Here is a 14959-nt window from a genome sequence, read left to right on the forward strand (position 1 = left end):
TTGGTTGATTGACCATGGCCGCTCCGGATAGGACGAACGCATGAGACGACTTCTCGCTACCGCGCTCGCCGCCGCCATGGTGGTGGGACCCGCGACGCAGGCCGCGGCCCACGACCGGCGTGACCTGCGCGTCGCCACCTACAACTTGTCACTCAACCGGCCCGCGCAGGGGCTGCTGCGCGAGCACCTGGCCAACCCCGGCGTCGACGACGTGTACCGCCGGCAGGCCAAGAACGTCGCCGAGGTGATCCAGCGGGCCCACCCGGACATCGTGCTGCTCAACGAGTTCGACTACGACCCGGTGGCCGCGGGCCTGTTCGCCGACAACTTCCTGGCGGTGTCGCAGAACGGGGCGCCCGCGCAGCGCTACCCGTACCGCTTCGTGGCGCCGTCGAACACCGGCATCGCGTCGGGCTTCGACCTGAACAACAACGGGGTCACCGACACGACCCCCGGCGATCAGGCGTACGGGGACGACTCGTACGGCTTCGGCCTCTTCCCCGGCCAGTACGGGATGGCCGTCTACTCGAAGTACCCGATCGACGCCAAGGCGGTGCGCACCTTCCAGCTGTTCAAGTGGAAGGACATGCCCGGCAACCTGATGCCCACCGAGTTCTACTCGCCCGAGGAGCAGGCGGTGCTGCGGCTGTCGTCCAAGAGCCACTGGGACGTGCCGGTCAGGGTGCGCGGCCGGACCCTGCACTTCCTGGTCTCGCACCCGACCCCGCCGACGTTCGACGGCCCCGAGGACCGCAACGGCCGCCGCAACCACGACGAGATCCGCTTCTGGGCCGACTACGTGACCCCCGGCAAGCGCTCCGCCTACATCTACGACGACAAGGGCCGGCGCGGCGGCCTGCGCCCCGGCCAGGACTTCGTCATCGCCGGCGACCAGAACGCCGACCCGCTCGACGGCGACTCCTACGACGGCGCGATCAACCAGCTCCTCGGCCATCCGCTGATCAACACCCGGGTCACCCCGTCGAGCGCCGGCGCGGCCGAGGCGGCGGCCCTCCAGGGCGGCGCGAACGCCACCCACGAGGGCAACCCGCGCTACGACACGGCCGACTTCGCCGACACGGCCCCCGGCAACCTGCGCGCCGACTACGTGCTGCCGCGCAAGGGCCTGAAGGCCACCGGCTCCGGCGTGTTCTGGCCGGTCCAGGCGGACCCGCTGTCCCGGCTGAGCGGCGTGTACGACCCGGTGTGGGCGCCGGTCAACGGCTTCCCCACCTCGGACCACCGGCTGGTCTGGCTCGACCTGCGCTCCTTCTAGCGCGTTTATTACCATCGCCGTCATGGCGACACGGCTCGTGCAGATCACCATGAAGGCTCGCGACGACTCCCGGCTGGGCGCCTTCTGGGCGAAGGCGCTCGGCTGGGAGGTCTCCAGCGAGGGCCCCGGCGTGACCAACCTCGAACCGCCCGGCTTCGTCTACCCCGACCCCGTCGCCGTCTGCGTCGACCTCGTCGTCTCGGCGGAGCCCAAGACGGTGAAGAACCGCGTGCACCTCGACCTCGCCACCCGGTCACCGGCCCACCAGGCCGAGCTGGTCGAGCGCCTGCGAGACCTCGGCGCGACCCTCGCCGACGTGGGCCAGGGCGACGTCCCGTGGGTGGTCATGGCCGACCCCGAGGGCAACGAGTTCTGCGTGCTCGACTGGCACGACCCGGCCCAGGACACCGGCCCGATCGCCTCGGTCGTGGTCGACTGCGCGGACCCGGCCGCCATGGCCCGCTTCTACGCCGAGGCGACGGACTGGACCGTGCACAGGGTGACCGGCCACAACGCGGTCCTGCGCTCGGCGAAGGGCGTCGGCCCGTACCTGCAATTCCTCCGCACCCCCGACCCGAAGACCGTGTGGAACCGCGTCCACCTCGACCTGCGCCCCTACCCGGGCGACGACCTGGAGGCCGAGGCGGCCCGGCTGCGCGCGCTCGGCGCCACCCCCGTCGACCTGGGCGACAGCGACATCCACTGGAAGGTCCTGACCGACACCGAAGGAAACGAGTTCTGCCTCCTCACCCCCGGCTGACGCCCCTCCGCGGAGTCCTCACCCGGCGTCGAACGCCCCTCCGAGGCCCTGTTGCGCCGGTTGGAGGCCCCGGCCGCCGGCCCGGTCATCGAGCCCTACGCCGACGAGCTTGGACGAGCTCCCGCCCCTCATGCGGCGGACCTAGCCACCGGGGCACCGGTTGTCGCCGCCGCTGTGTTCCTGACAGACATAGGGGGTGGACGTGGACGGTGAGGGCCGTGACGGGGCGGGCGAGTTCTGCGCCGCGAACGGAAGGGCGAACACCGCGAGGACGACTGCCAGCACCACGTACACCGTGCCGGCCCGGGCCATCCGGTTGACGAACGCCACGACGGCGATCAGCACCGGCCCGCCCACGGCCACGCCGGCCAGCAGGGCCGCCGCAACCGCCGCGCGATGGTGCAGGGCGTCCAGCCGAGCGCTGTCCGACTGGTCCTCGGCCCACGCCTCCAACCCGATCCCGAAGCAACGCCACAGCAGCGCCAGCACCGCGACGACCCACCCGATTGTCAACAGCGCCACCGCGGCCAGAGCCCGCTGCCGCGTGACCGAAGCATTAGCCATGCGGCCAAGCTATTGCCGCCACAGGGGCCCGGCATGAGCCCGGACACTCAGAACCTCGAAGTGGCGTGGATCGAAAGAGTCGGCCATCGCTCGGCGCTGCCTTCGCCCCGCGCGGAGTCAAGGTTCCTTGTCTCGAAGTCGAGCTTCCTTGACTCTGTGTCGGGGCACCTTGTCATCATCGGATCGGCTGGGCCGTGGTCGACGGCCGGGGCGTCGGAAGGGTCGTTCGCCATCAGGGCGCTTTTACGCGCCGGCGCGGCCCTCCTGGCGGGCCTGTTCCAGCAAGCGCTCCAAGTGGCGGCGCCGGCGGCGGGAGTTCCAGCGCAACATCAGAACGAGGGCAGCGGCGGCGGCCAGAACGAGCAGCTGGGGCCACGGGATGACCCACGTCGGTGCCGAGACGGGGGTGCCCTCCGAGAGGGTGACCGTCGTCGAGACGCGGCCGATGCCCCACACGCCCTCGACGCGGGACGAGGCCGTGGTGGTGCCGCCGGGCAGGAGCTCGCCGATTTCCGCGGTGGTGGTGGAGTGGCCGAGCAGCGAGGAAGCCGACACGCGGGCCTGAACCGGCAGGCGCACGTTGCCGGTGTTGGCGGCCGCGTAGGTGAGCGTCACGGCGCCGGCGCGGAACGGGTTCCACGAGCGCTCGTAGCGTGCCTTCAGCGATGAAGCGGCCGTCGACGAGTGCAGGGTGCCCGAGGCGCGCAGCAGCACGCGGAAGCCGACGCGGCTCTCCACCTGGACGGTGCCCTGGCGGCCGGCGATGGTGGCGGCGATGCCGGCGGGGTGGTCGCCGGGGGTGGCCTTCGCGGGGACGGTGATGGTGAAGGGGACGACCTTTGTCTGCTTCGGGCCGACGGTCACCGTGTCCTGGACGGCGATCCACGTGCCGCCGTCCACCGAAGGCCGGCCGGAGGGCAGCATGGTGAAGCGGCCCTTGTCGGTCAGGTAGCCGTCGGCGGCCTTCAGGGCGAAGACCGCCGTCGTGTCACCGAAGTTGCGGACGGCCAGGTGCTCGGTGACGGTGGCGCCGGGGTGGAGGGTTCGCTCGATCCAGCGGCGGCCGTCGGGCCCGGCCTTCGTGGCGGGCTGGACGGTCCACGTGACTGATGCGGGCGCCGCCACGACGGGAGCAGCCGGAGCGGCGAAAGCGGCGGGAAGGGCGGATGCGGGCGCCGCCGTTGCCGGGGCGGTGGGCACGAGCAGGGCGGCGGCGAGGGCGGCAACGGCGGCGCGGCGCATCGGGTTCTCCTTACTCGAATTACTCGAAGAGGGACAGGGTCAGCTTGGCGTGGTAGGAGCCGGCGGCCACCTCGGCGGGCGTGCGCAGGTTCAGGTCGGCGTTCACGGTGTAGGCGCCGCCGGTGACCTCCGCCGAGTCGTAGGTGGAGACCAGCAGTTCCTGGTCGACCAGGCCGACGTTGTTGCCGGGCTGGGTGGGCTCGTCGAGGACCGTCACCACCTCCTCGCCCTCGGCGACCAGGCCGGTGTCGCCGCCGTCGATGAGGCGGGGCTTCCAGCCGAGGTGGTCGGCGGTGATGGCGGGCTGGCCGGACGGGCCGGTGAAGTCGCTGACGCTGCCCAGGACCGCCCAGGCCGAGCCGTCGGGGATCTCCTCCAGCGTGCGGGTGTCGGTGACCGTCACCGTCGGCAGCGTGCCGGTGAACTGCCGCACCAGTAGGCCGGAGCCTTCCTCCTGCAGGGCCACCGCGTTGCCCGCCACGGTCAGCGCGAGCACCCCGGGCTCCTTGATCTCGGTGATGTCGACGGTGACCTCGACGTCGGCGTCGTCGCCCGGTTCGGCGTGCGCCGCCGCCGGGAAGAGAGCGAGCAGCGAGCAGGCCACGGCCACGCTCAGGCAGGTTCTTCTGTTCACGGTTCTCCTTTTCGAACGGGGTGAGGCCTTACGCAAGGCAGGTGAGGGCGGGATAGGCGGCGGTGACGCCGTTGGCGGACGCGGTGCCCGCGGCCACCGAGGAGGTGCGTGCGGCGAAGGCCTGATAGGCGTTGCCGCCGGCTTCGACGCCGGCGACAACCCTTTGGCCGTACGGGGTGACGAGCGCGATGTCCGTCGCGGCGTCCCCGTCGTTGCGGGCCTGGACGGCCACGTACGCCTTCCCGGCGATGCACCGCGGCTGGGCCGTGACCGTCAGGGTGGGCCGGCTCTCGTCGGCGAAGGCGCGCCATTCGGTGACGGCCACGGCGGAGTACGTGGTGCCGTTGCCGTCGGCGCTGATCGTGGCGCGCAGCCGCGACGTGGTGACCGGGTCGAAGGTGACCTTGTTGAACGCGGTGGTGCTCGTCCCGTACGCCGACGGGTTGACGACGTCATGCCACGCGGAGCCGTCCCAGTACTGGAGTTTCCAGCCGTCCGGTTCGGCGACGCCGTCGCCGGTGCCCTGGTTGCTGTCGCGCCAGAACTTGAGCTCGGCGCCGGTGAACCGGATGGGCCGGGACCAGTCGTACTGGATCCACTGGGTCGCCGGGCGGCTGCCCGACCAGGTGCCCCAGATCTGCGCCTGCGACGGGTTCGCCGGGTCGGCGTCGTCGTTGAGCGCGGTGACGCTGTTCCATCCCGCCGTGTACGAGGCGGTCGGCACCGCGATCGGCCCGACGTTGCCGGTGAGCGGCGCGGACAGGTCGGCCGGGACGACCACCGACTTCGCCGTCTCCGTGTTGCCCGCCCGGTCGACCGCGCGGAACGAGACGGTGTGCTTGCCCGCGTCCGGGGCGGCGATCGGCCCGCTGTACGGGGTCCAGGCGCCGCCGCCGATCGTGTACTCGACGCGCGCCGGCCCCGAGGTGGCGTCGGTGGCGGTGACGGTCACCTTCCGGTCGGCGACCGTGCCGGTGCTGGCCGGCGCGGTCGCGTCGATGTTCACGGCGAGCGTCGAGGGCGCGGACGTGTTGCCGGCCCGGTCGGCCGCGGTCGCGGTGACCGTGTGCCGCCCGTCGCCGGAGACCGTGACGTCGGCCTGCCGCACCGGGCTCGCCTCGACCGGCGCGGCGCCGTCGACCGTGGTGCGGATCGTCATGCGCCCGCCCCGGTCGTCGACGGCGGCGGCCCGCACGCGCACCGCCGACCGGTACCAGCCCTCGGTCCCGGCGCTGCCGCTCGGGGTGAGCGTCAGCGCCGGCGCGGAGACGTCGCCTTCGGTGTCGGAGGGCGAGACGACCGTGACCGTGGCCGTGACCCGCCCCGCCGCGTAGCCGAGCACGCTGCCGGAGACCGTGAAGGTGCCGGGCTGCGCGACGTCCGCCGCGGTGACAGCGTCCCAGGAGACCGGGATCTGCAGCCCGTCGACCGGCACCGTGGCCGGCAGCTCGGTCTCGCCGACCTCGACCGTGATCGGCGGTACGGCGAGCGAGGCCGGTTGCGACGCGAGGACCTTCCACTCCTCCACCGCGACCGCCGAGTACGTCGAGCCGTTGGTGGACGCGTCGAACACCGCCCGTACCTGCGTGGTGGTCACCGGGTCGAAGGTGGTGGCCTGGAAGCCCTGCGTCCCGGTCGGATAGCCGCTCGGGTTGGGCACGTCCGCCCACTGCCCGGTCGCCGCGTTCCAGTACTGGATGCGCCAGCGCGCCGGTGCGGCCACGCCGACCCCGGTGCCCTGCGGCTGGTCGTTCCAGAACTCGATCTGTGATCCGGCGACCCGCATCGGCTGGTCCCACGTGTACTGCACCCACTGCTGCGGCGGGTTGCTGCCGGTCCATGTGCCCCACATGTCGGGCGGCAGTGGGTTGGCGCGCACGATCTCGTCGTTGAGCGCCTTCACCCAGTACTGCGTCGGCACCGGCTCGTTCGAGACGGTCACCTTGGCGGCGTGGGCGATGTTCGCCCGCGGGGTGCGGTCCGGCTGCTTCACCGGGGTCTGCACGACCTGCTTCATGCGCGGCGGCGACTGGGTGTCGTCCCACTCGACCTTGTCGATCGCCACCGAGCGGCGGAAGTGGCCGCCTCCCACGGCGTCGGCGGTGTGGTAGGCGAGGTACCACTGCCCCTCGTACTCGATGATGCCCGGATGGCTGGTGGTCGAGGAGACCGGGGCGAGGACGGTGCCCCGGTACGTCCACGGCCCCTGCGGCGAGGACGAGGTCGCGTAGGCGATGCAGGCGTGGTAGTTCGCCGGGGTGCACGGTGACGTGGGGCCGGCGTTGTTGCCCGCGTACGCCAGGTAGTAGGTGCCGTCGCGCTCGAACAGCCACGGCGCCTCGAAGTAGCCGGTGAGGCCCGTGACGGCCCGCTGCGTGCCGACCGGGGTCTTCATGTCGGCCTGGAACTCCAGCATGCGCAGCTGGCCGAAGGTGCCCCAGTAGACGAAGACCCGCTGCCCCTCGACCAGGATCGTCGGGTCGATGTTCTCGATGTCGTTGGCGGAGGGCACGCGCTGCGAGATCAGCGGCCCGCCGATGTGGTCGGCCCACGGCCCGGTCGGGGTGTCGGAGACGGCCACGCCGATGGCGAACTTGTTGGCGGCGGTGCTGTCGCGCTCGCTGACCGGGACGTACCAGTAGTAGCGCCCGTCGGGTCCCCGGACGACCTGCCCGGCGTAGGCGCGGCCGGGCGTGGCCCAGGGGAAGACGGCCTCGGGGCGCATGAGCGACGGGAAGTGGGTCCACTCCCCCGCCGCCACGTCGGAGGTGCGGAAGGCGCCCCACTCGTTCATGACGAAGTCGTTGACGGCCGGCCCCGCCTCGTCGTGGCCGGTGTAGAGGTAGAGCTGCCCGTCGGCCACCAGCGGCGCGGGGTCGGCGGAATAGTAGGAGCCGTCGGCGAGGATCGGGTTTCCGGCGTGGGTGAAGGTGCGCGGTTCGGCCGCCTGGGCGGCCGCGGCGGGAGCTGCGAGGAGCATCCCGGCCGCGACCAGCCCCGCGACCGCTGCGGAAAGCGGTCTCAAGGCGATTCCTTCTAGGAGCAGGTGAGGGCGCTGTACGGGGCGGGCACCGTGGTGCCCCCGGCCTTCGCGGTGGCCGTGCCCGCGGCGATCTGCGCCGCCCGTGAGCTGAAGGACTGGTAGGCGGCCTTGCCGGGCGCGACCCCGGTGACCGTCCTCGTCCCGTACGGCGTGATGAGCTCGATAGTCAGCGGCTGGTCGCCGGTGTTGCGGGCGGTGACGGACACGTACGCCCTGCCCGCGACGCACTGCGCCTTGGCCTCGGCGGTCACAGCGGCCCCACCGGCGGGGACGTCGTAGACCTCCCATTCCTGCACGCCCGGAGCGCCCTTGCCCTCCACGGTCCCGGAGGACGTCAGCACCGCCCGCAGCCTCGTGGTGGTGACCGCCTTGAACCCGACGGTGTTCCACTCGGTCGCGGAGGTGCCGTACGCGGTCGGGTTCTCGACGTCCTGCCACGTGCCGGCCGCGGTCCAGTGCTGGAGCTTCCAGGCCGACGGCGGGGCGACGCCGTTGCCGTCGCCGTCCAGGTCGCTGGTGAACCAGACGCGGGTGCGGTCGACCGTGACGGGCGCGGCCCAGTCGAGCTGGATCCACTGCTCGCCCACCTGGGGCCAGGTGTTCCACACGTCGGTGTTCGGCCCCACCGGCCCGGTCGGCGGCACCCCGTCGACCAGGTTGTCGGCGGTGACCCAGCCCGGCGTGTACGACGCGGAGGCCGTGCCCGTGCGGGCCACGTTCACCGGCGCCTGGCCCGCCTCGACCTCGAGTGTGCCAGCGGCCGACGTGTTGCCGGCCCGGTCCACCGATCGGTAGCCGACCGTGGTGGCCGCCGACCCGATCGGCACCGCGCCGGCCGCGGTCGTCCAGTCCTGCGTGACGACGCCGCCGGAGGTGAGCCGGTACTGCACCGCCCCGACGCCGGACAGCGCGTCGGACCCGGTGATCGTGACGGTCCGCGCCGCCTTGTCGTACGTGGCGGAGGCAGTCGGCGCGGTCCGGTCGATGCCCACGACGAGCGACGTGACCGCCGAGACGTTGCCCGCGTCGTCCGTGGCGCGCGCCCGGACCGTGGTCGACCCCTCGGTGGTGACCGTGACCGGCCCGGTGTAGGCCCGGTACGAGCCGTCCTCGATCGCGACCTCGACGGCCGGCGAGTCGTCGCGGTTGTCGGTGGCCGTGGCGGTCACCTTCACGTCGGACGTGGTCCAGGCGCTCGCCGGGTCGGCCGTCAGCGCCGTCACCGGCGGCGACGTGTCCTGCGGGCCGCCCGCGCCGACCGTGACCGTCGCGGTGGCCGTCTTGTCGGTGCCGGCGACCTGCCCGGTCACCTCGAAGGTGCCCGCCGCGGCGTACGAGGCCGGGTCGATCGGCCGCCAGGTGACCCCGATGCCGCTCTGCCGCGAGCCGTCGTTGTAGCCGACCGTCACCCCGGACGGCAGGACGGGCGCGACGCCGACCGCGGTGGTGACGGCCACCGGGTCGATGGTGTTGATCTGCACCGGGGCGCTGCCCCGGACCCACACGTGGGCCGCGGCGGTCAGCGTGGTGCCGGCGACGAAGCCGCTGATCGTGAAGTCACCGATCTCCGCGAGCCTCGCCGGGTCGATCTCGCCCCAGGCCACCGCGACCGGCAGCCGCGCGCCGTCGGCGTACGTCACCTCGACCGTGGCCGGCAGGGCCGGGGCCACGCCGGCCTGGGTGCGCACGTCGACCGGCTGGATCGAGCTCGCCGGCGAGGCGAAGACCCGCCATTCGGTGACGCCGACCGCCGAGTACGCCGTGCCCGCCGCGTTCGGCAGCGCGTTGAAGGTGGCCCGCAGCCGGGTGGTGGTGACCGGGTCGAAGCTCACCTCGTTGGTGCGCCCGCGCACGGCCGGGTCGAAGCCGGTCGCGCCGGTCACGTCCCGCCAGGCCGCGCCGTCCCAGTACTGCACCTTCCAGCTTCTCGGCACCGCGACGCCGCTGCCGCCCGTGGTGCTGTCCGACCAGAAGTCGATCGACGCCCGGTCGACGCGGACTGCGGACGGGAAGTCGTACTGGAGCCAGCGGGTCGCCGGCTCGTTGCCCGTCCACGTGCCCCAGATGTCGGCGTTGGAGCCGCCGGCGAAGAACGGCGGCTTGTCGTCGTTGACCGCGTTGACGTTGTTCCAGCCGGCCGTGAAGCCGGCCGACGCCGTCGCCGAGGTAGCGATGTTGATCTCGCCCTCGGTCAGCGCCGTCGCGTTCACCACCACGTCCTTCGTGGACGTCACCGTGCCGCTCCGCGCGGTCAGCCGCAGCACGTGCCGGCCGGCCTCGGTGAAGCGCGCGATCGTGGTGGGCGAGCTCGCCGGGTCGAAGGCCACCGAGCCGCCGGCCGGCGCGTCCACGACCGACCACGACGAGGTCAGCGCGGTGCCCGGGGTGCCGTCGTCCTGGGCCAGGCCGAGCAGCCGCACCGAGCCGTCCTGGGAGTAGGTGGAGTCCACCCAGGCGTCGGCCAGCGGCTTCGCGTCCTGCGCCTCGGGTGCGGCGACGCCGCTGTCGTACGCCTGCACCTCCTTGATGCCGGTCTTCGCGCCGGCCGCGTGGTGCACGGTGATGCGCAACTTCTGCGCGGTGACCTCCGGGAAGCGGACCTGGTTGAGGTTGCCCCGCGGATAGGCCGGGAACCGGCTCTGGCCGGGAACCGGCTTGAAGACGCCGGACCCGTCGTCGTATTCGACGGTGAACTGGGCGGGCGGCGCGTATCCCTGCACCGTCGCGGTGGTGGTCGTCTTGTAGAAGTGCACCCGGACGTCGTCGATGGCGCGCGGGCCTTGCAGATCTATGGTCAGCGCGTCGGTCGCGGTGGGCGACCCGGCGGTGCCCCAGAAGGGCTCGTTGACGGTGGTGCCGTTGACGGCGCCCGCCGGCGCCCGCCCGGAGGCGGAGAAGGTGGCGGTGACCGGGCGGCCCGCGGCCACGTTCGCCTCGGTGTTCATGCCGGCCTTGGCCATGATGTCGGTGACCCGGTCGCCGGCGGCGTAGGTGACCTGCTGCGGGGCCTTCACCGAGATTTCGGCGCGGTGAAGGATCTGGATGCCGGGCGCCGCCTCGACCTGACCGGTGGCCGGGTCGTAGACGAGCTTGCCGAGCTTGTCCGCGGTGAAGGCCAGCTGCCCGTCGAGGTAGACGGAGTAGCCCTCGGGGGTGTCGCCGTAGTGCCGCTCGCCGCCCGGCGCGTCCCAGACGACGGTCAGGTCCCGGTCGCGGTACCGGATGTTGTTGGCGGTGAAGTGGTCCCAGCCGATGTCGATCGGGTCCAGCTCGATCTTCGCGTCGGAGCGCGGGCGCAGGCCCATCGCGTCCTCGATGACGGTGAAGTTCGTCGCGCCCAGGATCGTGTGGTGGATCCACGAGCGGTAGCCGATGCTCTGGTTCGCCGCGGAGCCGTCGGCCCAGAACTCGTTCTGGTCCGGGTACCGGTTGTCGCCGTTGTTCTGGTAGTGCGCCCAGGCGTTCCAGTAGAGCAGCTTCTTGTACCACTGGGCGTCGATGTACTGCGTCGGGTAGTCGCGCAGCACCGACGAGAGCATCCGGAACGTCACCGTCGAGTTGATGACGGAGAAGTTGTTGCTGCCCGGCTCGCCCGCCGCGGCGGCCGCCGCCTTGTCGGCCTGGTTCGCCGTGGTGAACGGGAAGATCGGGTACTGCGCGTCGTCCGCGAACAGGCGCAGCGCCTCGGCGTACGGCTGGTCGTAGTCGGCGTCGCCCGGCTTGGGCATCAGGCCCACCGAGAACGGATAGTAGTTGTTGATCTCCTTCCACGGCACGAGCGCGTCGGTGGCGACGTGCCGGTGCTTGAGCAGGTTGCCCTTGAGCCCCATCTCGTCGGAGGTCTCGCGCGCCGGCTCCCAGAGGTTCTCGAGGACGGCGGTCTTGATCTGGGCGGCGAAGGCGTCCATCTCGGCGGCCTTGGTGGCGTTGCCGGCCGTGCGGTACGCGGCGGCGGCCGCCTTCGCGTTGGAGTAGAGGTATGCGTTCTCGGTACGGTCGAGGTTGCCCGGCTTCCAGTGGAACGACACCGCGTCGGCGTCGTTGCCGGTCATCGCGCCCCAGTTGTACTCGATGAGGCCATTGCCGTCCTGGTCGTACGCGTCCTGCAGGCCCTCGACGTCGTTCTCCGCGTACTCGGCGAGCCGCCCGGCGATCGCCGCCGGGCCGCCGTGCAACTGGTAGGAGCGCCAGGCCGCCTCGGAGATGTACTCGGTGTAGCTGTTCGACCAGTTCGCCGGGTCGCCGGGGTTGTCGACGAACTTCGCGCTCTTGGCGACCTCGCCGGCCGACACCCACGGGCCGTACGAATAGGCCGGGTCCCGGAAGTACTTGAGGTCGTCGACGAACATGCCGGTGGTCAGCACGATGGCGTTGTTGTAGCCGAGCACGCCCTCCATCGACGTCGGGAACTGGTAGTCGTTGCCCGGCAGGTCGGCGTCGAGGAAGTTGAACCGCATCAGCCACCAGCGGTAGAACAACGTCTTGTCGATGTTGTTCTCCGGTGTGTCCAGGTAGGGGACGTTCTCGGCCCACCACCGGTTGTACGCGGTGACGTGCTCCTTGTACGCCGCCGCCGGCGCGAGACCGCGGTACTTCGCGTACTCGGTCGCCGACGCCGGGATCTCCTTGGTGACCAGACCCAACTGCAGTTTGGTACGCACGGAGCCGCTCGCCGGCACCGCGACCGTCCGCTTCAGCGTGCCGTCGACCGGCGCGAAACCGTCGCCGGAGAAGCGCGGGAAGAGGTCGGTGAGCTTGTTGAAGGCCCGCACGGCGCCGGTGAGCTCGCCGCCGTCGCCCTCCACCGTGCGGGCGAACGGCGAGCTCGCGGTGAGCGTGACGTCCTTCGCCCCGCTCGTGCTCGTCAGCTCCAGGTCGGTCACGAGCACGTTCTGGTCGGTGATGTACTTCGTCTCGGTGACGCGCAGCCCCGCGGCGGTGTTCGCGAAGACGGCCCGCCAGTAGCTCGGCGTCTGCTTGCGCTGCGCGGCGTCCTCGGTCAGCGTCACGTCGGCGCCCCCCACCGAGGCGGTGACGGTGTAGCCGCCCTGGCCGCCGGCGATCGACTCGATGTAGGCGAGCTCGCCGCCGAAGCCGAGCACACCGGGCTGGTGGGTCTTCATGAAGGCGGCGCGGCCGCGGCTGAACAGGTACTGGTTGGCGTCGCCGTTGGATCCGCCCGGCTGGTTGCCGGTGCGGGCGAGCATGCGGTCGATCCAGAAGTCGTTGCCGGTGTCACTGCCGGCCCCGGCCGCCACGTCGGCGTCGAAGACGGCCTGGAGCTGGTTGCGGGGGTGGTATCCGGTGCGCTCGTCGGGAACGGGGTCGGCGTCGCCCTTGAAGACGGGGAAGGGCGTGCCGGAGTTGGGAGCCGCCTGCGCGGCGGCGACGGGTGTGAGGACGGTGAGCAACAATCCCGCGGCCAAGGCCGCCCTGAGCAACGGTGTCTGCACGGACGGGGACACCTCTCTTCGGAACGGGTACGGGGTGGTGCCGGCTGTCAGTCGCCGTTGACCGGCAGCCAGACGCGCATCGTGGAGGGCCCTCGGCGGGCCCAGCGGTGGTACGGCCGCAGCGGCACCTCGAGCACCTCGTCCTCTGTGGACGGCGTGCTCACCCCGTACGGCCAACCGGCGTTCTCGGCCGGCAACCGGCGGAACGTGGCGACGACCTCGCCGTCCCGTTCCACCGGAGGCGCCGACAGGTCGAGCCGCAGCGCGTCGACGCCGAGCCCGTCCGGCAGGTCGACCGACTCGGCGCAGAGCACCTCGGGGCCGCGCTCGACGGCGACGCAGCCGCGCACGGCGTCGATCCGCGGGTTGGGCACGGTCACCCGCGGGCGCACCGGCAGGTCGAGGACGACGACCTCGCCGGGGGCGAAGCGGCGCCGGATCTGCACGGTGCCGGCCGGCACTCCGCGCTTGCCGCCCCCGTCCTCGACCGTGGCGCCGTCGGCCCACTGCGGCACGCGCAGGCTCAGCGTCCACGGCGTCTCCGGCGCCCGCACGACGCGGACGGCGATCCGCCCGTCCGCCGGATAGTCGGTGTCGATCTCGAGGGCGACGGCCCGGCCGCCCGGCAGCGTCGTCTCCAGCGACGCCGCCGCGTACTGGTGGATCTGGACGCCGTCCTCGTCGGTGGTGGCGAGGTAGGCGCCCAGCCCGGCGAAGGTGCGGGCCAGGTTGGTCGGGCAGCACGAGACGGCGAACCAGGGCGCCCGCAGGCTGGACGCGGCGCGCGGCACGATGGCGTCCGCGGGCGGCTCGGTGCCGGGCACGCGCTGGTGCAAGGTGTTCGTGTAGAAGAAGCGCGCGCCGTCGTCGGCCGGCGAGGTGGCGATGACGTTGAACAGCGTCCGCTCGATCAGGTCGGCGTAGCGCGGGTCGCCGGCCGCGAGCAGCAGCCGCCAGCTCAGCATGACCGAGCCGACGCTCGCGCACGTCTCCGAGTAGGCGCGGTCGGCCGGCAGCACGAAGTCGTCGCCGTACGCCTCGTCCTGGTGCCGCGAGCCCACTCCCCCGGTGATGTACGTGCGCCGGGCGACCGCGGTGCTCCACTGCCGGGCGACCGCCTCCAGCAGGTCGGTGTCCCCGGTCTCGACGGCCACGTCGACCGCCCCCGTGGCGAGGTAGTTCGCGCGGACGGCGTGGCCCCGCAGCACGCCGGCCTCGCGGACGGGCACGTCGTCCTGGAAGTACGCGCGGCCGAACTCGATGTCGTCGAGCACCTGGTGGCCGCGGCGCTCGACGAACAGCCGCGCCTGGTCGAGGTAGCGGCGGTTGCCGGTGACCCGGTACAGCTCGGCGAGCGCCGGCTCGATCACCGGGTGCCCGCAGACCGACGGAATGCCGTCCGGCCCGAACGTGTCGCAGACGTGGTCGGCGGCGCGGATCGCCACCCGGGCCAGGTCGTCGTCCGGTCCGTACGCCCGGGCGGCCGCGACGCCCGCCTGGATGAGGTGGCCGAAGCAGTAGAGCTCGTGGCCCCATTCCAGGTCGCTGTAGCGGGGCTGCTGGCCCGGGCGGCCGAAGTGGGTGTTGAGGTAGCCGTCGGGCTCCTGGGCGGCGGCGACCCGGCGGACGATCGCGCGGTAGCGTGCGCCGAGCTCCGGGTCGCCGGCCCGCCCGTACTCCCAGGCCATGGCCTCGAGAAGCTTGTAGATCTCGCTGTCGGAGAACTCGCGGCCGCGGCGGGCGCCGGGCAGCCGGCCCTCGACGGCGGCGTCGAAGTTGGGCAGCCAGCCGGCGCGCTCCAGCCAGTGCTCGATGTGCGCGAGCGACGCGGCGCGGTTGGTCTCCTGCCGCCGCTGCCAGAAGCCGGGGCGCAGGGTCACCTCGCGCAGCCCGAGCGGGCGCAGGCGGCCGGTGCTGGGCGCGGCGGGCGTGCCGCCGCGCAGGGTCCAGTCGGTCCGGGTGGGGAGTGCTTCGTTGACGGTCACGT

Annotated in this window: 8 protein-coding genes; 2 read left to right on the top strand and 6 right to left on the bottom strand. The window is 72.3% G+C overall.

Annotated elements, in window-relative coordinates:
• The first annotated feature begins 40 nt into the window (after positions 1–40).
• Positions 41–1276 (top strand): endonuclease/exonuclease/phosphatase family protein, encoded by a 1236-nt coding sequence (locus Ade02nite_RS28670; RefSeq protein WP_203770630.1) that lies wholly within the window; start codon positions 41–43, stop codon positions 1274–1276.
• Positions 1277–1298: 22 nt separating this feature from the next.
• On the top strand, positions 1299–2036 hold the full coding sequence (locus Ade02nite_RS28675) for a VOC family protein (protein WP_203770632.1): 738 nt from the start codon (positions 1299–1301) through the stop codon (positions 2034–2036).
• Positions 2037–2177: 141 nt separating this feature from the next.
• Here the strand turns inward: Ade02nite_RS28675 and Ade02nite_RS28680 are convergent, their stop codons facing one another.
• From Ade02nite_RS28680 to Ade02nite_RS28705, 6 genes are all read right to left on the bottom strand, one after another.
• Complete coding sequence (locus tag Ade02nite_RS28680; RefSeq protein ID WP_203770634.1) at positions 2178–2600, bottom strand: DUF6234 family protein; 423 nt, start codon at positions 2598–2600, stop codon at positions 2178–2180.
• Between the two features lie 243 nt (positions 2601–2843).
• Positions 2844–3842, bottom strand: coding sequence for a hypothetical protein (locus Ade02nite_RS28685; RefSeq protein ID WP_203770636.1), 999 nt, complete (start codon positions 3840–3842; stop codon positions 2844–2846).
• A 19-nt stretch (positions 3843–3861) separates the two neighbouring features.
• Complete coding sequence (locus Ade02nite_RS28690) at positions 3862–4476, bottom strand: hypothetical protein (protein WP_239169121.1); 615 nt, start codon at positions 4474–4476, stop codon at positions 3862–3864.
• A 28-nt stretch (positions 4477–4504) separates the two neighbouring features.
• Positions 4505–7501 carry an OmpL47-type beta-barrel domain-containing protein gene (locus tag Ade02nite_RS28695; protein WP_239169122.1) on the bottom strand — a complete coding sequence of 999 codons (2997 nt, stop codon included), beginning with the start codon at positions 7499–7501 and terminating at the stop codon, positions 4505–4507.
• Positions 7502–7512: 11 nt separating this feature from the next.
• Entirely contained in the window at positions 7513–12972 is a 5460-nt protein-coding gene (locus tag Ade02nite_RS28700) for an Ig-like domain-containing protein (protein ID WP_239169123.1), read from the bottom strand.
• Positions 12973–13019: 47 nt separating this feature from the next.
• Positions 13020–14957, bottom strand: a complete 1938-nt coding sequence (locus tag Ade02nite_RS28705) for a glycoside hydrolase family 127 protein (protein ID WP_239169124.1) — start codon at positions 14955–14957, stop codon at positions 13020–13022.
• Between the last annotated feature and the right edge of the window lie 2 nt (positions 14958–14959).

The organism is Paractinoplanes deccanensis, assembly GCF_016862115.1.
Taxonomy (GTDB): domain Bacteria; phylum Actinomycetota; class Actinomycetes; order Mycobacteriales; family Micromonosporaceae; genus Actinoplanes; species Actinoplanes deccanensis.

Excerpts from the sequence above, each read along its gene's own strand:
- Ade02nite_RS28670 (WP_203770630.1), top strand. The coding sequence starts at position 41 with ATGAGACGACTTCTCGCTACCGCGCTCGCCGCCGCCATGGTGGTGGGA.
- Ade02nite_RS28675 (WP_203770632.1), top strand. The coding sequence starts at position 1,299 with ATGGCGACACGGCTCGTGCAGATCACCATGAAGGCTCGCGACGACTCC.
- Ade02nite_RS28680 (WP_203770634.1), bottom strand. The coding sequence starts at position 2,600 with ATGGCTAATGCTTCGGTCACGCGGCAGCGGGCTCTGGCCGCGGTGGCG.
- Ade02nite_RS28685 (WP_203770636.1), bottom strand. The coding sequence starts at position 3,842 with ATGCGCCGCGCCGCCGTTGCCGCCCTCGCCGCCGCCCTGCTCGTGCCC.